Origin of the sequence: Pseudactinotalea terrae, from assembly GCF_009733845.1 — a bacterium.
GTDB lineage: Bacteria > Actinomycetota > Actinomycetes > Actinomycetales > Beutenbergiaceae > Pseudactinotalea > Pseudactinotalea terrae.
Map to the genome: position 1 here is coordinate 41,834 of NZ_WNXZ01000003.1, position 19,247 is coordinate 61,080.

General features: G+C 70.7%; 15 protein-coding genes and 1 tRNA gene. 10 read left to right on the top strand and 6 right to left on the bottom strand.

The features are described from left to right. The 5 genes from nuoL (at position 1) to GPA03_RS10980 (ending at position 7,707) form a co-directional block, all read left to right on the top strand. Positions 1-1,911 (top strand): NADH-quinone oxidoreductase subunit L, encoded by a 1,911-nt coding sequence (gene nuoL / locus GPA03_RS10960; protein WP_156252067.1) that lies wholly within the window; start codon positions 1-3, stop codon positions 1,909-1,911. A 30-nt stretch (positions 1,912-1,941) separates the two neighbouring features. Continuing rightward, positions 1,942-3,495: an NADH-quinone oxidoreductase subunit M gene (locus tag GPA03_RS10965; protein WP_156252068.1), complete on the top strand. Its 1,554-nt coding sequence runs from the start codon at positions 1,942-1,944 to the stop codon at positions 3,493-3,495. Next, positions 3,495-5,063 (top strand): NADH-quinone oxidoreductase subunit NuoN, encoded by a 1,569-nt coding sequence (gene nuoN, locus GPA03_RS10970; RefSeq protein WP_156252069.1) that lies wholly within the window; start codon positions 3,495-3,497, stop codon positions 5,061-5,063. The genes GPA03_RS10965 and nuoN overlap by 1 nt, the downstream gene beginning before the upstream one ends. Next, the gene (locus GPA03_RS10975; protein ID WP_156252070.1) at positions 5,060-6,058 is read left to right on the top strand and encodes a polyprenyl synthetase family protein; all 999 of its coding nucleotides are present in this window, start codon (positions 5,060-5,062) and stop codon (positions 6,056-6,058) included. Before nuoN ends, GPA03_RS10975 begins: the two co-directional genes overlap by 4 nt. Positions 6,059-6,180: 122 nt before the next feature. After that, the gene (locus GPA03_RS10980) at positions 6,181-7,707 is read left to right on the top strand and encodes an ATP-dependent DNA ligase (protein WP_156252071.1); all 1,527 of its coding nucleotides are present in this window, start codon (positions 6,181-6,183) and stop codon (positions 7,705-7,707) included. Positions 7,708-7,733: 26 nt separating this feature from the next. Here GPA03_RS10980 and GPA03_RS10985 read toward each other — a convergent pair whose 3' ends face one another. Together GPA03_RS10985 and rarD are read right to left on the bottom strand one after the other, a co-directional pair. Beyond that, on the bottom strand, positions 7,734-10,382 hold the full coding sequence (locus GPA03_RS10985) for a tetratricopeptide repeat protein (RefSeq protein ID WP_156252072.1): 2,649 nt from the start codon (positions 10,380-10,382) through the stop codon (positions 7,734-7,736). A gap of 9 nt (positions 10,383-10,391) precedes the next feature. Continuing rightward, positions 10,392-11,348 (bottom strand): EamA family transporter RarD, encoded by a 957-nt coding sequence (gene rarD, locus GPA03_RS10990; protein ID WP_156252073.1) that lies wholly within the window; start codon positions 11,346-11,348, stop codon positions 10,392-10,394. 95 nt (positions 11,349-11,443) lie between these two features. Here rarD and GPA03_RS10995 point away from each other — a divergent pair, with 95 nt between their 5' ends. Beyond that, the gene (locus tag GPA03_RS10995) at positions 11,444-12,814 is read left to right on the top strand and encodes an FAD-dependent oxidoreductase (protein ID WP_156252074.1); all 1,371 of its coding nucleotides are present in this window, start codon (positions 11,444-11,446) and stop codon (positions 12,812-12,814) included. Positions 12,815-12,824: 10 nt separating this feature from the next. After that, entirely contained in the window at positions 12,825-13,691 is an 867-nt protein-coding gene (locus GPA03_RS11000; protein ID WP_156252075.1) for a M48 family metalloprotease, read from the top strand. On the opposite strand, the gene GPA03_RS11005 is transcribed toward GPA03_RS11000, so the two are convergent. Further along, a complete protein-coding gene (locus GPA03_RS11005) occupies positions 13,660-14,835 on the bottom strand; it encodes an NAD(P)/FAD-dependent oxidoreductase (protein WP_162458339.1) in 1,176 nt (391 codons plus the stop codon). The two genes, GPA03_RS11000 and GPA03_RS11005, sit on opposite strands and share 32 nt — an antisense overlap. 64 nt (positions 14,836-14,899) lie before the next feature. Here GPA03_RS11005 and GPA03_RS11010 point away from each other — a divergent pair, with 64 nt between their 5' ends. Next, positions 14,900-15,730 (top strand): endonuclease/exonuclease/phosphatase family protein, encoded by an 831-nt coding sequence (locus tag GPA03_RS11010; RefSeq protein WP_241681251.1) that lies wholly within the window; start codon positions 14,900-14,902, stop codon positions 15,728-15,730. 53 nt (positions 15,731-15,783) lie between these two features. Then, positions 15,784-16,254: a hypothetical protein gene (locus GPA03_RS11015; RefSeq protein ID WP_156252077.1), complete on the top strand. Its 471-nt coding sequence runs from the start codon at positions 15,784-15,786 to the stop codon at positions 16,252-16,254. Positions 16,255-16,261: 7 nt separating this feature from the next. Here GPA03_RS11015 and GPA03_RS11020 read toward each other — a convergent pair whose 3' ends face one another. Both GPA03_RS11020 and GPA03_RS11025 read right to left on the bottom strand, forming a co-directional pair. After that, a complete protein-coding gene (locus GPA03_RS11020; protein ID WP_162458340.1) occupies positions 16,262-17,011 on the bottom strand; it encodes a class I SAM-dependent methyltransferase in 750 nt (249 codons plus the stop codon). 123 nt (positions 17,012-17,134) lie between these two features. Continuing rightward, the gene (locus GPA03_RS11025; RefSeq protein WP_156252079.1) at positions 17,135-17,635 is read right to left on the bottom strand and encodes a YajQ family cyclic di-GMP-binding protein; all 501 of its coding nucleotides are present in this window, start codon (positions 17,633-17,635) and stop codon (positions 17,135-17,137) included. Between the two features lie 90 nt (positions 17,636-17,725). Between GPA03_RS11025 and GPA03_RS11030 the strand changes: the two genes are divergently transcribed. Beyond that, a tRNA-Tyr gene (locus tag GPA03_RS11030) sits at positions 17,726-17,807 on the top strand. Between the two features lie 229 nt (positions 17,808-18,036). Here GPA03_RS11030 and GPA03_RS11035 read toward each other — a convergent pair. Beyond that, positions 18,037-19,224, bottom strand: a complete 1,188-nt coding sequence (locus GPA03_RS11035; protein ID WP_241681252.1) for a PQQ-dependent sugar dehydrogenase — start codon at positions 19,222-19,224, stop codon at positions 18,037-18,039. Between the last annotated feature and the right edge of the window lie 23 nt (positions 19,225-19,247).

Genomic DNA, 19,247 nt, shown 5'->3' on the forward strand with positions numbered 1-19,247 from the left:
ATGTCCCTCGATCTCGCTGCGATCGGAATCGTTGCGATCCCGCTGCTGAGTGCCGGTCTGCTGCTGGTGCTCGGTCGCCGCACCGACGCCTGGGGCCACTGGCTCGGCGTGGTCGCCTCGACCATCTCCGCGGTGCTGGCGTTCGTGATCCTGTTCGGGCTGCTCGGCCGTGGTGCGGAGGACCGCGCCGTGGACGTGCACCTGTTCTCGTGGATCCCCGCCGGTGACCTCAGCGTGGACGCCGGGTTCCTGCTGGACCCGCTCTCGGCCACGTTCCTCATGCTGATCACCTTCGTCGGCACGCTGATCCACGTCTACGCAGTCGCGTACATGGAGCACGACGACGACCGGCGCCGGTTCTTCGCCTACCTCAACCTGTTCATCGCGGCGATGCTGATCCTGGTGCTCGCCGACTCCTTCGCGCTGCTGTTCGTCGGCTGGGAGGGCGTGGGTCTTGCGTCCTACCTGCTGATCGGGTTCTGGAACCAGCGCACCGAGTACGCGGTCGCCGCCAAGAAGGCGTTCGTGATGAACCGTGTCGGTGACATGGGCCTGATCATCGCGATGGGTGCGATGTTCGCGAGCATCGGCTCGGTGGAGTTCGCCGACGTGTTCGCCGCCGCCCCCGAGCTGAGCGAGGGCTGGGCCACCGCGATCGGCATCGCGCTGCTGATCGGCGCGTGCGGCAAGTCCGCGCAGTTCCCGCTGCAGGCGTGGCTGGGTGACGCGATGGCCGGCCCGACGCCGGTCTCCGCGCTGATCCACGCGGCGACGATGGTCACCGCAGGCGTCTACCTGGTGGTCCGCTCCGGCGTGATCTTCGAGGCGAGCCCGACGGCGCAGCTGCTCGTGGTCATCGTCGGTGCCATCACGCTGCTGTTCGGGGCGATCGTCGGTTGCGCGAAGGACGACATCAAGAAGGCCCTGGCGGCCTCCACGATGTCCCAGATCGGCTACATGATGCTCGCCGCTGGCCTCGGCCCGGTCGGCTACGCGTTCGCGATCTTCCACCTGCTCACCCACGGCTTCTTCAAGGCCGGGATGTTCCTCGGGGCCGGTTCGGTCATGCACGGCATGAACGACGAGGTCAACATGCGCGGCTTCGGCGGCTTGAGCAAGTACATGAAGATCACCTGGATCACGTTCGGCCTCGGCTGGCTCGCGATCATTGGCTTCCCGGGTCTGTCCGGCTTCTGGAGCAAGGACAAGATCATCGAGGCCGCGTTCGTGGGCGAGGGCTGGCAGCCGTGGGTGTTCGGCACCGTGACGCTGCTGGCCGCCGGGATCACCGCGTTCTACATGTCGCGTCTGTTCTTCATGACGTTCCACGGCAAGGCCCGCTGGAACGACGGTGACAACGGACTGCCGGGTCCCGTGCAGCACCCGCACGAGTCACCGCTGCTGATGACCGTCCCGATGATCGTGCTGTCGGTCGGGTCTCTCGGTCTCGGTGGCTTCCTCATGCTCGGCGACCGGTTCTTCTCCTGGCTGGAGCCGGTGACCGGGCACGTCGAGCACCACGAGCCGGTCATCCCGATCCCGGTCATCATGGGCGCCACGATCGTGCTGATGGTGGTCGGCGTGCTGCTGGCCTGGCGTCAGTACTGGGCCTCGGCCGTGCCGATCACCCCGCCCACCGGCTCGGTGCTCACGCGCGCCGCACGCCGCGACCTGTACCAGGACTCGGTCAACGAGGCGACGTTCGCCCGGCCGGGTACCCACCTCGTGCGCACCCTCACCTACGCGGACACCGCCGTCGTCGACGGCGCGGTGAATGGCCTCGGCTCGGGTGCTGTCGGCCTGGGGGAGCGGCTCCGAAAGATGCAGAACGGCCACGTCCGCAGCTACGCCGCCCTGATGTCCGTGGGTGTGGTCCTCGTCCTCGCCATCGTGCTCGCGGCGCGGATCTGAGCGGGAAGACCCGGGAGAAAAAGAGAACCCATGCCTGAGACTCTTCTCGGACAGTCCCCGCTGACCGTCCTCATCCTCGTGCCGGCCGTGGTGGCCGCGCTCGTGTGGCTCGTGCCGCCGTTGCGCCGCCTCGCGCGCCCGATCGGCCTGGTGACCAGCGTCGTCGTTCTCGCCGGCGCTGTCGCGCTGGCCGCAGGCTTCGACGTCGCCGCCGCCGATCAGGCGCAGTTCACGCAGGTCGCGAGCTGGATCTCCTCGTTCGGTGCGAGCTACGCCGTGGGCGTCGACGGCCTCGGGCTCGTCATGGTGCTGCTGGCCGCGCTGCTCGTCCCGATCGTCCTCGTGGCCGGGTGGAACGAGGTCGGGCTCCCGGTCGGCGTCGGCGACGGCGATGCCGCTGCCGAGCGGAAGGCGCTGGAGTACCGCCGAGCCGGCTGGGTCGCGCTCATCCTTGTCCTCGAGGCGCTGATGATCGCGGTCTTCGCGGCTCGCGACGTGTTCTTCTTCTACGTCGTCTTCGAGGCGATGCTGATCCCGGTGTACTTCCTCATCGGGGTGTACGGCGGGGCGAACCGACGCTACGCGGCGATCAAGTTCCTGCTCTACTCGCTGGCGGGCGGTCTGCTCATGCTCGCCGCGGTGATCGGGTACTTCTTCGTCGGCACCGGCCAGGGGCCGGAGGCGCTGCTGCTCGACCAGGTGGGTCTGGTGGAGATGCCGTTCGCCACCGAGATGCTGCTGTTCCTCGGCTTCTTCATCGCGTTCGCGATCAAGGCGCCGATGTGGCCGGTGCACACCTGGCTCCCGGACGCCGCACAGCAGGCGACCCCGGGCACCTCGACGCTGCTCGTCGGTGTCCTGGACAAGGTCGGCACCTTCGGGATGATCGTGCTCTGCCTGCCGCTGTTCCCGAACGCCGCGGCCGCGGCGGCACCGGTGATCATCGTGCTGGCGCTCGTCTCGATCATCTACGGCGGCCTGCTCGCGATCGGTCAGAACGACCTGATGCGTCTGATCGCCTTCACCTCCGTGTCGCACTTCGGCTTCATCGTGCTCGGCATCTTCGTGGGCAGCTCGACGGCGGTCACCGGGTCGATGATCTACATGGTCGCCCACGGTCTGTCCACCGCAGCGATGTTCCTCGTCGCGGGCTTCCTGACGCAGCGCGGCGGCACCCAAGACATGGGCTCGTACTCCGGTATGCAGCGGATCACCCGCGTGCTGGCCGGCACGTTCCTGGTCTCGGGTCTCGCGTCGCTCGCGCTGCCGGGCCTGTCCGGGTTCGTGCCCGAGTACCTCGTACTGCTCGGAACCTTCGAGCAGCTGCCCTGGGCGGCGATCGTCGCCGTCGTCGGCGTGGTGCTCGCCGCTCTCTACATCCTCATCGCCTACCAGCGGATCTTCACCGGACCACCGTCCGAGACACACGCGGGCATGACCGACCTGGGCGGTCGGGAGAAGGCCGTCATGGGTGTGCTGATCGCTGCGATGCTCTTCCTCGGTTTCTACCCGGCGCCAGTGCTCGAGGTGCTGACACCGCTCGGTGAGACCGTTGCTGCTCTCGTGACCGGAGGGGTTGCCTGATGTTCGTTGCGCCGCACATCGAGTGGGCCGCCCTCGTCCCGGTCATGATCGTGCTGGGGGCTGCCGTGCTCGGCGTCCTCGTCGAGGCCTTCGTGCCCCGCACCTCGCGCCGTCTGGTGCAGGTGGTCCTTGCTGCGCTGGCGCTCGCCGGCGCGCTGGTCGCCGTCGTCTGGCGCTGGACCGTGGTGCAGACCAGCGGGCCGAGCGCGCTCGTGGCAGGGGCGCTCCGCGAGGATGCCCCCGCGCTGCTCATGCAGGCGTTGCTGCTGGTCCTGGCGCTGCTCGCGCTCCTTGTGATCGCCGACCGGGCGCGGAGCGAGGACGCCTTCACGCCCACCGCGGCCGCCATCCCGGGCTCGGAGTACGAGGACCAGGCTCGTCGGGCCGGGCTCGCCCAGACCGAGGTGTTCCCGCTGACCCTGTTCGCGGTCACCGGCATGCTGGTGTTCCCCGCCGCCGCGGACCTGCTGACGATGTTCATCGCGCTCGAGGTGCTCTCGCTGCCGCTGTACCTGCTCGCCGGGCTGGCGCGACGCCGTCGCCTGGTCTCGCAGGAGGCGTCGCTGAAGTACTTCCTGCTGGGTGCGTTCTCCTCGGCGTTCTTCCTCATGGGTCTCGCGCTGCTCTACGGGTACGCGGGCTCGGTTCACCTCGATGACATCGCCACGGCGGTCCCGCTGGTGGCCGGCATGGACGGGCTGCTGCTGGCCGGCTCGGCGCTGCTGATCATCGGCCTGCTCTTCAAGGTCGGCGCGGTGCCGTTCCACGCGTGGACCCCCGACGTGTACCAGGGTGCGCCCACGCCGATCACGGGGTTCATGGCCGCCTGCACCAAGGTCGCGGCGTTCGCGGCGCTGCTGCGGTTCGTCTACGTGGTCACCCCGGGGCTGAGCTGGGACCTGGGCCCGATGCTGTGGGTCGTGGCCATCCTCACGATGGTGGTCGGCACCGTGCTCGCGATCGTGCAGACCGACATGAAGCGCACGCTCGCCTACTCCTCGGTGGCGCACGCCGGGTTCCTGCTGCTCGCCGTGATCGCGCTGGACAGCCGCGGCATCTCGAGCATGGTCGTGTACCTGCTCGCCTACGGCCTCGCGACGATCGGGGCCTTCGGGCTCGTCTCGCTCGTGCGGACCAAGGACGCCGCGGGCAACCTGCTGGGCGAGGCCGGGCACCTCTCGGAGTGGGCAGGGCTCGGCCGCCGCAGCCCCGTGCTGGCGGTGTGCTTCGCGCTGTTCCTGCTCTCGTTCGCCGGCATCCCGCTGACGGCGGGCTTCACCGGGAAGTTCGCGGTGTTCTCCGCTGCGGTCGCCGGTGGCGCCTGGCCGCTCGTGGTGGTCGCGGTGCTGGCCTCGGCCGCTGCCGCGTTCTTCTATGTGCGGATCATCGTGCTGATGTTCTTCACGGAGCCTGCGACTGCCGAGGACGGTTCGGAGACGACCGTCGTGCGCAGCGAAGGCCTGACCGCGGTCGCCGTGGTCGTGTGTGCCGTGGGGACGATCCTGGTGGGTGTCGTGCCGAATGCTGTTATCGCGCTGAGCGACCAGGCGTCTAAGTTCTTGCTGTGACCTCGACCCCTCTGCCCCTGGGCGACGACCGACTCGAGGAGGAGCTCCTCACCGAGCTCGAGGACGTCGAGCGCCGCCTCAACGAGGCGGCGGCCCACGCGAACCCGTTGGTGCAGTCGCCCGCCCGGCACCTCATGGACGCGGGCGGCAAGCGCCTGCGGCCCGTGCTGGTGATGCTGACCTCCCACTTCGGGTCGGGCATCAACGCCCAGGTCCGCACCGCCGCCGTCGCGACCGAGCTCACGCACCTCGCCACGCTCTACCACGACGACGTCATGGACGATGCGCCGCTGCGCCGTGGTGCGCCGAGCGCGCAGCACGTGTGGGGCAACTCCGTCGCCATCCTCACCGGCGACCTCCTGTTCGCGCGAGCCTCCCAGATGGTTGCCGAGCTCGGTCCGGTGGCGGTGCGGATCCAGGCTGAGGCGTTCGAGCGCCTCGTGCTCGGCCAGCTCCACGAGACGCTCGGTCCGGGTGAGGGCGAGGACGCCGTCGAGCACTACATCAGGGTGCTCTCCGACAAGACCGGCTCCCTCATCGCGGCCGCCGCCAACTACGGGACGCTGTTCTCCGGCGCGGACGAGAGCTCGATGCGCGCCTCGGTCGCGTACGGGGAGAAGGTCGGTGTGGCCTTCCAGCTTGCCGACGACGTCATCGACCTGATGTCCGACGCCGAGACGCTCGGCAAGGAGCCCGGCACCGACCTGCGCGCCGGCGTCGCCACGATGCCGGTGCTGCTGCTGGGCGCCCGCGAGGCCGCCGGAGAGGTGGACGAGGTCGGCGCCAGCATCCTCGCCGATCTCGGCTCCGAGGACGAGGAGGTCCGCGCGTCCACGCTCGGCCGGCTCCGCGTGCATCCCGTGCTCGAGGAGGCGCGCACGCTGGCGCGTCAGTGGGCCGCTGACGCGGTTGCCGAGCTCGACGTGCTTCCCGACTCCGCTGCCAAGCGAGCACTCGTCGCGTTCGCCGACATCGTCGTGGACCGTCTCGCCTGAGTCGTCTCTCCTCGCCCAGTTCGTCGCAGATCGCCGAGTTCGTAGCGCGCACCCGACGAACTGGACGATCTGCGACGAACTCGCAACGCGACCATGTCGGGCGTCGGTGGCAAGGTGGGGTGATGACGAGCCTGCAGCGGGTGGTCGAGGTCGCCGACGAGGTGGCCGCGACATCGAGCAAGCGTGCCAAGGTCGCCGCGCTGGCGGGGCTGCTGCGGGAGCTCGAGCCCGCAGAGGTGGTCCCCGCCGTCGGGATGGTGGTCGGCAAGCCCCGGCAGGGGCGCACCGGGGTCGGCTGGCGCACGCTCCGGAGCGTGCGGCCCGATCCGAGCCCGACGGCGTCCCTGTCCGTTCTCGATGTCGATGCGGCGCTCGATGCGCTGGCCCAGGCGGGCGGGAGCGGGTCCGCCGGGGTCCGGACCGAGGCGTTGCACGGCCTGCTCGGCAGGGCCACGGCGGCTGAGCAGGACTTCCTCTCACGGGTGCTCCTCGGTGACGTCCGCACCGGTGCGCTCGATGCGGCGGTGCTCGACGCCGTCGCGGCAGCCTCCGGGATCCCGGCCCCCACGGTGCGGCGATCGGCGATGCTCACGGGTGCGGTAGCCGAGACAGCGCGGCTCGCGCTCACCGGCTCCGACCTGAGCGAGGTCGGCCTCACCGTCGGTGTGCCCGTGCTCCCGATGCTCGCGGGCACTGCAGCGTCGGCGAGCGAGGCGGTGAGCACCACCGGCGAGGCGTCGATCGAGGCCAAGCTCGATGGTGCACGGCTGCAGATCCACCGGATCGGCGGTGAGGTTCGCGCCTACACCCGCAGCCTGGCGGACATCACCGACCGGGTGCCCGAGGTCGTGGCGCTCGTGGCATCGCTGCCGGGAGGGGACCTCATCCTCGACGGCGAGACCCTGCGTCTCGGCGAGGATGGCCGGGCCAAGCCGTTCGCCGAGACCATGAGCCGGTTCGGCACCTACGGCGAGGGCCAGGTGGGCCTGTCCACTTTCTTCTTCGACCTCCTGCACGCCGATGGCGAGGATCTGCTCGACGAGCCGCTCCGCCGGCGGCGGCAGCTCCTGGCCGAGCGCGTGGGGCCGCACCTCGTGCCCGGTGAGGTGAGCGCGGATCCGGAGGTCGCGGAGCGGGTGCTCGCGGAGTCGCTCGCGGCAGGGCACGAGGGCATCGTCGTCAAGGGCGTCGACTCCACCTACGAGGCCGGTCGGCGTGGCAAGCGGTGGCTCAAGGTCAAGCCCGTGCTCACGTTCGACCTCGTGGTGCTCGGGGCCGAGTGGGGGTACGGGCGCCGTCAGGGCTGGCTCTCCAACCTGCACCTGGGTGCACGCGACCCCGAGGGCGAGTTCGGTCCGGCCGGCGGGTTCGTGATGGTCGGCAAGACGTTCAAGGGCCTCACGGACGCGCTGCTGCGCTGGCAGACCGAGTACTTCCCCACCATCGCTGTGCGCGAGGAGCCGGGCGTGGTCATGGTGGAGCCGAGCACCGTGGTGGAGATCGCGATCGACGGCGTCCAGCGGTCCACGCGCTACCCGGGTGGGGTGGCGCTGCGGTTCGCGCGGGTCAAGCGGTACCGCACGGGTGACGACGCCAAACCGGTCGAGGAGAGCGACACGATCTCCTCGCTGCGCGCCCTGTTGCGCTGAGGCAGCCCCGGGCTCGACGGCGCCCCTCAGCTGGGAGATCCGCCCTCAGGGGTGAACTGGATCATGTACTCCGGGATCCCGGTGAGCGCGATCACCCGCGGGGTAGGTATGCCTTCGCCGCTGGCCACCACGGTCCCCCAGTCCGACGGCCGCAGGGTGCCTCCGCTGCCCAGCGTCGCCTTGAGATCGGCGACCCGGTCCGGGTGGATCCGCACGAACGTGTAGATCTGAGTGCCGTGCACGTTCGTGCCCTGCATGAGGAGGGTCTCGTCCTCCAGCGTCCACGGCGACAGAGCCACCGGCGGCACAGGCGGCTCCTGGTTCTGCACCTTCGCCGCGATCTCGCGGAACCAGCGGGCGCGGGGATGCTGCTCGCCGAGCACGTCGTCGGCCGTGACGACGAGACTCGCGCACACCTCCTCCGCGAGGTCAACCGCGCCTGCCAGCCACGCGATCTCGGCGAGGCTGGCGAGAGCTGACAACGTCAGTGGGTGGCGTGGCCCGTGGCGGGTCGCGGCCATGTGAGCGGATGTCTGGCTGAAGAAGATCGCGTGCTCGAGGTCGTTGCCGCGGGCGTAGCAGAGCGCGAGATTGACGCGGGCGGTGTCGTAGGCCGCGCGGGAGGGGTCGACGCTGCCGATGTCGCTGACCAACGACTCGAGCGCCTCGATCGCCTCGTCGTTGCGTCCGAGGTCGCTGAGTGTCATCGCGATGTTGTTGCGGGTGACCCACAGCTCGGGACTGGCGTCGCCGTGCTGCGCCGCCACGATCTCGCGCACCCGGCCGAACAGCTCCAAGGACCGGTCGGCGTGATCCCCGGCGGACAGCGCCACCGCCAGGGCGTTGAGGTCGTAGGCGTACGCCTCGTCGTGCTCGCCCCGTTCGTCGACGAGCGCCACGAGGACGTCGATCGCGTCGTGGACCCGGCCGAGGCTGCTCCACGTCTCGCCGAGCAGGCGGCGGGAGTTCAGCTGAGCGGTCCGATCAGCGCGCTCAGGAGCGCTGCTGAGCAGCGCCGCGAGTGTGCGGAGGCTGTCGACATCGGGTTGTTCACGCGCTTCCTCCACCAGGAGGTCGAACGAGTGCCACACCGGCGAGGTCCAGTCGGTGAAGCCCTCGGAGGCCAGTGACACCAACATCTGAGCCTGCCAGCGGCGTCGACTGGGCGACAGGGCCGGTTCCCGCGGGTCGAGATGGGCCGCGAGCGCCTCGTGGAGGGTCTGACGCCGTCGTCGTCCGAGTCCTTCGTGCGCGGCTTCCGCAGCGACGTCGAGCTGCGCGGGTTCGTGGAACCGCCGGAGCCACTCGTCGACACGCCGGACCCACGCGTACACGCTCGCGTCCTGACCAGCCTGCGCCAGCACCTCCCGCACGGCGTCGTCGAGCCAGGGGAGAGCTGCGATGGCGGACGCCACGACGTCCGGGTCCCAGCTGCCGTCCTGGAACAGGCTGCCCGTCGTCCGCGGGGTGGTCAGCGCCGACAGCATGAGGGCGTCCCGAGTGGCTGGGGGAAGTTGGTTCCAGACGATGCGGTACAGGCCCTCGACGTCTCGCGGCAGCTCGTCGACATCCTCGGCGCGCAGGTCACCATCGGCGACCGCGTCCCTGATGCTCCGTACCGAGCATGCGATCTCCACCGTGAGCGGGGTGGTGAAGCGCGACGCGAGCAACCGCCTGTCGGCAGGCGTGGTGGCCGGCAGCGCGTGCGCGACCAGGTGGAGCAGCGCATCCTGCTCGAGATCGGGCAGCTCGGTCGGCTGTCGCAGCCGGTGCACCCGCGCCGAGTGAACCTTCTGCAGCACCTCGGATGCCAGCGTCTCGCTCCGATCGAGCAGCCCCGGCCAGGCGGTCGCGATCACGATCACCGGACCACGGGGCGCCGAGAGCACCTGGGTGAGGAACTCGACCAGGGAGGCGTCGCCGTCGTGCAGGTCCTCGACGACGATGATGACGGGCAGGCCGACCTGAGCGAAGGAGCCCAGGCTGGTGGCGAGCTCGGTGACGAGGTCGGTGCGCTCGCCCGGGCGCGCGTCGATCTCGGTGGGGGCCTGCCGGTCGGCCGACCATCGCTGCTGCTGGCGCCACACGACCCCGCCGGCCCACATCAGGAAGCCGAGGCCCGGTACCGCGGACCCCAGCACAGCCTCGGCAGCACGGCCGATCCCCTCGTCGCGCAGCAGGGTCCCCAGCTCGGCAGCGTCCTCGCCGCGGAGCAGCCGGCCCAACCTCTCTCTGGTGCCGGCAAGCTCACGCCATCGGCGCTCGAGCGCGGGCGTGTGGGCCTCGACCTGGACGAGATCCTGGGCGAGCGCCTGCACGGCGGCGCCACTGCGGTGTGCGGAAGCCGTGATGCCCCACCAGAACCAGTGCGGCACAGCGCCAGGTGGTGGCGTGAACGTCGCTGGGTAGAGCCGCTTGCGGCGGCTCTCGAGCGTGAGTACCTCCTCGCCCACGGCGTCCAGCAGCGTCGGGGGCCAGTACCGGGGCTCCGGCTGCTGCGCGGAGAGCTTCGTGTACAGCTCCTGCAGCAGCCGCGTCTTGCCCCAGCCGGTACCGGCCTCGAGCGTGACGAGCCGGGGGCGGTTCGCAGCGGCCGTCTCCTCGACCTGCGCGAGCAGGTGCGAGACCAGCCGCACCCGTGCCTGGCCGACGAACGGGAGCGGGGTCCCGGTCATGGCCAGACTCTAGTGACTCCCACCCACTGGCGGGAGCTCGGGCGGGTGCGCGAGTCGGGCGGCTCGGGAGCTCCGGACGATGTCGACGGTGAGGATCGCGAGCGCCAGCCACACGAACCCGAAGCCCCACCAGCGTGCTGGCGACATCTGCTCACCGAGCACCAGCACGCCGGCGATGAGCTGCATGACCGGGGTGATGAACTGCGTCATCGCCACGGTGGCCAGCGGCAACCGCCGCGACGCCGCTGCGAACAGCACCAGCGGGATGGCGGAGGCGACGCCGCTGGAGACCAGCAGCGCGGCGTGCCCGAACGAGCCACCGAGGCCGACGTCGAGCCCGAACGTCGAGTCGCCGCTGCCCACGAGGAACACCAGGTAGAGGATCGCCGGCACGAGCAGCACCGTGGTCTCGATCGCGAGCCCGGGGATCGCCGTCACCCGGGCGCCGACCTGCTTCTTGGTGAGCCCGTAGAGCCCGAACGTGCCCGCCAGTGCGACGGCGATCCACGGCACGGCGCCGAGCCCGATCGCCATCACCACGATCCCGATCGCAGCCACCCCCAGTGCGGTCCACTGCGCCGGCCGGAGCTTCTCCCGCAGCACCACGACCGCGAGGCCGGCGCTGACGAGCGGGTTGAGGAAGTAGCCGAGCGACGCGTCGACCACCCGGCCCAGCCCCACCGCGATCACGAAGATCAGCCAGTTGGAGGCGAGGAACAGGGCGCCGAGCGCGAGCCGCCCCAGCAGCCGGCGATCGGCCGCGAGCTTCCTCGTGCCGGCAAGCGCACCCGTGGCAGCGAGCACGATCAGGCAGACGAGGAACGTCCACACCACCCGGTGGGCGCTGATCTCGATCGCGCCCGCGGGTGCGAGCAGGTGGATGAAGAGCGGGAAGACGCCCCAGAAGCCGAACGCGCCGAGCGCCGCGGCCAAGCCGCGGCGCTCCTGCGAGTCTGAGACGTCCATCTCGCAGAACGGTACGCCTGTGAGCGCCCTTCCGACCCCACCATTGGCGCCGCCTACACTGGGCGACGGTCCATTTCACAGGCAGAGAGAGAACCGTGTCCGAGCCGCTGCGCGTGGCCGTTGTCGGAGCCGGCCCCGCCGGCATCTACGCGGCTGACATCCTGAGCAAGACCGACCTCGACGTCTCGATCGACCTGTTCGAGCGACTTCCTGCGCCTTACGGCCTGGTGCGCTACGGCGTCGCGCCCGATCACCCGCGCATCAAGCAGATCATCGTGGCTCTCTACAAGGTGCTCCAGCGCGGCGACATCCGGCTGATCGGCAACGTCGACTTCGGCGCCGACATCACGCTCGCCGATCTCCGCGAGCACTACGACGCCGTGATCTTCGCCACGGGCGCGATCCGGGACGCCTCGCTCGACATCCCCGGCATCGACCTGCCCGGCTCGTACGGCGCTGCCGACTTCGTCTCCTGGTTCGACGGCCACCCGGACGTGCCCCGCGAGTGGCCGTTGGAGGCCAAGGAGATCGCGGTGCTCGGCAACGGCAACGTGGCGCTCGACGTCGCGCGGATCCTTGCCAAGCACCCCGACGACCTCATGCCCACCGAGATCCCGGCGAACGTCGAGGCTGGCCTGCGCGCCAGCCCGGTCACCGACGTGCACGTGTTCGGCCGCCGCGGCCCCGCCCAGGTGAAGTTCTCGCCGCTGGAGCTGCGCGAGCTCGGCCACGTGCCGGACGTCGACATCGTGGTCTACCCCGAGGACTTCGACTTCGACGAGGGCTCGGAAGAGGCGATCCGGTCCTCCAACCAGACCAAGCAGGTCGTCAAGACCCTCACCGACTGGACGCTGCGCGACCCGAGCGAGCTCACCGCCTCCCGCCGCATCCACCTGCACTTCCTGCACCGCCCCGCCGAGATCCTCGGCACCGACCACGTGACCGGCATCCGCACCGAGCGCACCGAGCTCGCCGGCGACGGCACGGTGCGCAACACCGGCAAGTTCGAGGAGTTCGGTGTGCAGGCCGTGTACCGCGCGGTGGGCTACTTCGGCTCTCCGCTGGCCGACATCCCGTTCGACGACGCCGGAGGGGTCATCCCCAACGCCGGCGGTCGCGTGCTCGACGAGCGTGGTGAGCCCATCCCCGGCATCTACGCGACCGGCTGGATCAAGCGAGGCCCGGTCGGTCTGATCGGCAGCACGAAGTCCGACGCCCGCGAGACGATCGAGAACCTGACCCAGGATGCGGTGACCGGAGGCGAGGCCTTCCGCACCGCCGTGGTCCGGGACCCCGACGCGATCCTCGACAAGCTCAGCGACGCAGGCGTGGCCTACACGACCTGGCACGGCTGGGAGGTCCTGGACGCCCACGAGCGCGCGCTCGGCGAGGCAGCGGGACGCGAGCGGATCAAGGTCGTGCCGCGCGCGGAGATGACCGACATCTCACGCTCCGCGCTCGTCTGACGGAGCGGCCATGGGCCACGGGCACCACAACGGGCTGAAGACCTTCGGGCTCTTCGCCATCATGTGGGCGGTGCTGCTCGGCCTGGGCGCGCTGCTCGCGACGCTCACCCACCGGCCCGCGGTGATCTGGCTGTTCGCCGCGTTCGGGCTGATCGGGACGTTCGTCTCCTACTGGCGCTCCGACACGATCGCCGTGCGCGCGATGGACGCGTTTCCGGTGACCGAGGCGGAGGCCCCGGTCATCCACCGGATCGTGCGCGAGCTGGCGGAGGAGGCGAAGCAGCCGGTGCCGCGGCTGTTCGTCGCGCCCACCAGGACCCCGAACGCGTTCGCGACCGGCCGCAGCCCTCGCAAGGCCATCGTGTGCTGCACCTCCGGGATCCTCGCGCTCCTCGACGAGCGCGAGCTGCGCGGGGTGCTCGCCCACGAGCTGATGCACGTCTACAACCGCGACATCCTCACCTCCTCGGTGGCGGCCGCCATGGCCGGCCTGCTGACCTCAGCGGCCCAGGTGCTGCTCTACGGCAGCGGTCGTGGCCGCGGGAATCCGCTGGTGCTGGTGGGGATGCTGATGATGGCACTGCTCGCGCCGCTGGGCGGTGCCCTGATCCGGATGGCCATCTCGCGTACGCGCGAGTTCGATGCGGACGCCGACGGCGCAGCGCTCTCGGGCGATCCGCTCGCCCTGGCGGATGCGTTGCGCAAGATCTCCGACGGCGCAGACGCTCACCCCTTGCGGCCCGACCGTGACCTCGTGAACGTGGCGCCGATGATGATCGCGAACCCCTTCCGTGGCGCCGGCGTCACCAAGATGTTCGCCACCCACCCGCCGATGTCGGAACGGGTCAAGCGCCTGGAGGCGCAGGCGATGCGCTGACGGCGCGCCCTGCCTCCCCGACCCACCGCTGAGGTGAGAACGCCGCCGGGACGGGCGGCGCCTCGCCGTCGGCGATCTGAGCTGCCCATGCGCCCACGTGCGGACCTGCGGTGAGGCCTTGCGCGCCCAGCCCGGTGGCGAGCACGAGCCCGGGCAGGTGGGCGATCTCGCCCATGGTGGGGACGCCGTCGTGACTCATCGGTCGAAGCCCGGAGCGGATCTCGGACCAGTGGGCAGTCGCCACGCCGGGTGCGAGGCGATGGCTGCGCTCGAGCATCTCGCGCAGGCCGCCGATCGTGGGGGTCTGCTCGAAGCCGCTGCTGTCCTCGCGGGTGGGGCCCATGACGAGGCGTCCGTCGGCGAAGCAGAGCAGGTAGGTCTCGGTGAAGCTGGTGACGATCGGGAGCGGGGCGGCGGCGTCCGTGCGGGCGTGCACGATCTGACCGCGCTGCGGGTAGACGCCGGACCTCAGGCCCAGTGGCTCGAGCAGCGCATCGGTCCAGGCGCCGGTGGCGAGGACGATGCGCTCGCAGCCGATCCTCTCGCCGTCCACGCGCACCCCGAGCAGGTGGGCGCCGTCGCTGATCAGCTCGGCCCGGCCGGTGCGGGCGACGACGCCGAGGGCCTGCGCGCGTGCGGCGAGCGCGGCCTGCAGGGCGCGGCCGTCGACCTGCGCGACCTGTGGCATGAGGAGCGCGCCGTGCGTCGGCGCGAGCAGCGGGTGCAGTGTGGCTGCGGTGGCGCCGTCGACGATCTCCGGCTCCCCGATGCCGAGGCTGCCGTGCTCGGCCACGCGCCCGCGCAACCGCTCCAGCACCCCGGGCAGGGACTCGGCCTCCTGCTCGTCCAGGGCGACCAGCAGCCGCCCGACCACCTGGTGCCCGGGGTCGAGGCCGGCGTCGCGGAGCCGGGGGAGGAGGCGGTCGTAGGCGTGCATGGCGCCGAACAGGAGCTCGGACCAGTCCGGGCCCATGTCCCGCCGGGTGAACGGCGTCGCGATGCCGGCTCCGGCCGGGGTGGCGCGCCCGCTGCGGGCGTCGTCGACGAGCACCACGCGGCGGCCCGGCTCCCGCTCGATCAGCTCCAGCGCGGCCGACCAGCCGACGATCCCGCCCCCGACGACCACCCGGTCCGCGACGTCCATACCGGTGAGCCTACGGAGTGCATCTCTCACGGGCAGCGGCACCACCGCCACGTACGCTGACGGCGTGACGCGGCAACGGCTGATCGAGCGCGCGGATGCGGGCGGCCTGCATGTCATGAGCCTCAACGTCCGCCGACCGGTGCCCACCCGCCGTGTGCAGGACCGGTGGTCGCGGCGGGCGCCGTTGCTCCACGAGCTGCTGCAGGCGGAGCAGCCGGCCGTGCTCGGCACACAGGAGGTGATGCCCGGGCAGCTGAGCACGCTGCAGGCGGCGCTCGGTGACCGGTATCGCTCGGTGGGCACCGGGCGGGACCGCCGCGGCGGGGGTGAGGGTTGCCCGATCTACTACGACGGCGATCGCGTGGAGCTGGTGCGGTGGCAGCAGCTGGCCCTCTCCGATCGGCCCGCAGCGGCGGGCTCGATCTCCTGGGGCAACCTCACGCCGCGGATCGTCGTCGTCGCGGCCGTCCGTGACCGCGTGACGTCGGCGAGCGCCCTCGTCGTGAACACCCACCTCGATCACCTCTCACCCCGGTCGCGGGTGCGCGCGGCCATCGCGATCCGGCAGCTGATCGCGCGGCAGCCGTTGCCCGCGGTCGTGACCGGTGACCTCAACGCGGCGGCGGGTTCGCCGGCACTGCGGGCGCTGCGCTCGGGCGGCACGCTCGTGGACGCCTGGGAGGCGGCGAGCGCCAGGGTGACGCCCGCCTACGGCACGTTCGCGAACTACCGCCGACCGCGGGTCGACGGGCGCCGCATCGACTGGATTCTCGTCAGCCCCGACGTCGAGGTCCTCTGTGCGGGCATCGACGGCCGAGAGGTGAGCGGCGGCTGGGCCTCCGACCACCTACCGGTCCACGCCCTCGTGCGCGTTCCGGAGCGAGGTGCTCGATGATCGAGGGCGCATGACGACGGTCGGTCGGCTTCGTACCCAGGTAGCCTCGCGCGATGGAGTCGTTACGACGGCGTGCGGTGGCGGTCATCGCCGCGCTCGCCCTCGTGCCCGTGCTCATCTCGTGCACGACCCGGCCGGTCCCGACGGGCAACGACGAGATTCGCGTGCTCGACGACGCCGAGCAGGCGGACCTGGTGCTCTACGTGAGCAACCAGTCCTTCGAGCACGATCGGGTGACGATCTCCGTGCGGATCGATGACGTGCTCGTCGTCGAGCAGGCCTTCGCCGTCGAGGGGCAGCACAACTGGGTGGAGTTCCCGATCGACCTGCCGCCCGGTCCCCACGCGGTGACCGCCACCTCGGGCACGGGCGTCGACCTCGAGGAGACGGTCACGATCCCCGAGGGCGAGAAGCGCTGGGTGGTGCTCGACTACTGGTACTACCCGGACCGGGGTGACGGCTCCGACGTCGTCGATCCCAGCTTCACCTTCACGGCCCACGAGGAGCCGGTGGGCTTCGACTGAGCAGAGCTCAGTCGCGACGGGCGAGCACGATCAGCTCGTCGCTGCCCGTGGTGACGGGGGAGCGGTCCCAGTCGCCCCAGAGGTTCTCGACGGCGAAGCCCGCCGCTCGCAATCCGGCTCGGATCTCCTCCTCGCTGCGGAAGCGAAGCGTCTCGGCATGCGCGAGGTGGGTGCCGTCCGGAAGGTCGGTGTGCCCGACGTGCGTCTCCGTGAACGAGTCCGAGGTGCCCACGACCTCGGTGACCTCGACCCACGAGGTGAACGTGCCGCCGTCGGGATGCTCGAACGTGGTCTCGGTGCGCTCGCGGGTCCAGCGAGAGGGCCAGCCGCGGTCGGGCTGGCGCGACTCGAAGGCGAGGTGCGCACCTGCTCTCAGCGCCCGGTGCACGTGGCTGAGCGCGTGCTGCCAGGCGTCCTCGTCGAGGAAGTACTGGGCGACGTGGCCCATCATCACGACGAGGTCTGCGGTACCGGCGGGCAGGTCGGCTGCGGTGCCGTGGATCCAGGTGGCCAGGTCACCACCCTCGCGCGTGCGGGCGACCTCGAGCATCTGCGCGCTCGGGTCGACGCCGATGGCGCGGAACCCGCGCTGGGCAAGATCGGTCACGAACACGCCGGTACCGCAGCCGACGTCGACGACGGTGCGCGCCCGCAGCTCCGCAGCCAGGGCGAGGTAGAAGTCGTGGTCGTGCCGGCCGGCGCACTCGGTGTCGTACGTCGCGACGGTGCGGGGATCCTCGGTCCAGAGCGTGCTCACGGGTCCACCGTGGCGTGAACGGCAGGAACGGGCCACCACATTTTGGGTTCCCTAGCGTGTCGTGCGCACGTGCGGGGTACGTGCGCACGACACGCTAGCTCGCGGCGCCCTGGGATCGCTAGGTCAGCGGTAGTTGACGAACTGCAGCGCGGTCTCGAGATCGTCCTCAGCCCGCTTGAGCATGCCCTGCACGGCCTGCAGGTCGTCGCGGGACTTCGCGCTCACGCGCACCTCGTCGCCCTGGATCTGGGTCTTCACGCCCTTCGGGCCCTCGTCCCGGATCATCTTGGTGATCTTCTTTGCGACCTCCGAGGACAGGCCCTCCTTGATCGTGCCGGCGAGCTGGTACTCCTTGCCGGAGGGCTGCGGCTCACCCTCCCCGAGGTCGAACGCCTTGAGCGAGACGCCCCGGCGGAAGAGCTTGGACTCGAAGACGTCGACGATCGCCTTGACGCGGTCCGCCGAGTTCGCCTTCATCAGCACCGACTCGCCGGACCACTCGATCGAGGCACCGACGTTGCGGAAGTCGTACCGCTGCGCGATCTCCTTGGACGCCTGGTTGAGCGCGTTGTCGACCTCCTGGCGGTCCACCTTGCTCACGATGTCGAACGAGCTGTCTGCCATGTCTGGACTCCTCTTCTGCTGGTGGCCGGCCTCCGCGTTCGAAGACCCCGGTCTGGCTTGCTATCCTTCCATCCGGTCGCACGCGACCACGGCGGGTTACCCGAGTGGCCAAAGGGAGCTGACTGTAAATCAGCCGCGTTACGCTTCGCAGGTTCGAATCCTGCACCCGCCACCGAACGCCAACGGCCCGCGCCAGCGGGCCGTTTGTCGTTGGTGGGGGGGCGGATGACGGGAGGCGGAGCGCCCAGCGAGGGACGAGCTGGTCGCGACACCGGCTCCTGCACCGCCACCGAACGCCAACGGCCCGCGCCAGCGGGCCGTTTGTCGTTGGTGCTTGATGACGCCGAAACGGCCCGACCCACGATCTGTGGGGCACGGGCCGTCGTCGGAGGGTTCGGCCGTCAGGGCGCGATGACCTCGATACGAAGGATGCGGTCGTCGCCCGGTCGTGGGTCGGTGCCGCCCCAGCTGGCCCGGTCGGTGTTGGAGGTCACGACCCACAGCGCACCGTCCGGGGCGACCTCCACGGTCCGGATGCGGCCGTAGTCGCCCACGAGGTGCGCGATGGGGTCGCCTGTGGCTGCATCGCCGTCGACGGGAAGCTGCCACAGGCGCTGGCCGCCGAGTGCGCCGATCCACAGCGATCCCTGCGCGTAGGCGACGCCGGAGGGGCTGGCCTCGTCGGGGTGGAGCGTCGCGATGGGCGGCTCACCGGTGTCGCCGGCGAGGCCCTCTGTCGCGGGCCAGCCGTAGTCGCGGCCCGCGTGCAGCACGTTGACCTCGTCCCACGTGCGGTGGCCGAGCTCGGAGGCGTACGCGGTGCCGTCGGGTCCGAAGGCGATGCCCTGCACGTTGCGGTGCCCGCTGGAGTAGATCGGCGAGTCGCTCGGGTTGTCGTCGGGGATCGAGCCGTCGACGGCTATGCGCAGGATCTTGCCGTTGAGGGAATCCGCCGCCGCGGCGTTCTCGGGCTCGAAGGCGTCACCGGTGCCGACCCAGAGATGCCCGTCCGGGCCGATGACGATCCTGCCGCCGTGGTGGCGGTCGGCGGTCTGGATGCCGTCGAGCAGCACCCGGTCCACGGCGAGCGACCCGTAGTCATCGGCGATCGTGATCGCCACGATCTGATTCTCCTCGGCCCCGGACACCGAGGCGTAGACGGTGCGATCCCGCTCGAAGCCGGGGGAGGCGACGATGCCGAGCAGGCCACCCTCGGAGGAGACCTCGACGTCGGGGACCACGCCCACGGGCTGCGCGTCGCCGCCGGCCGCCGGGACGCGCAGGATCTCGCCGGTGAGGCGTTCGGAGACGAGCGCCGAGCCGTCGGGCAGGAACGTCAGGCCCCACGGTGACTCGAGCCCCGTGGTCAGCTCGGTGGGCTCGCCCAGCGTCGCGACCGAGGCGGACGCCCCGGCGCTCGACACCGAGCTATCCGACGGCGCAGCGCTCGGCAGCGTCTGGTCTGCGGTCGGGCTCGTGCACCCGAACAGGATCGCGATCGCGGCCGCTGCGGCCAACACCCGCGGTCGACTGCGCGTCTCGCGGTTCATGACGTGCCTCGACGGGCTGCCGAGGAGGTCGATGGCCATGGTTGCTCCCGGTCCGTGGCGGG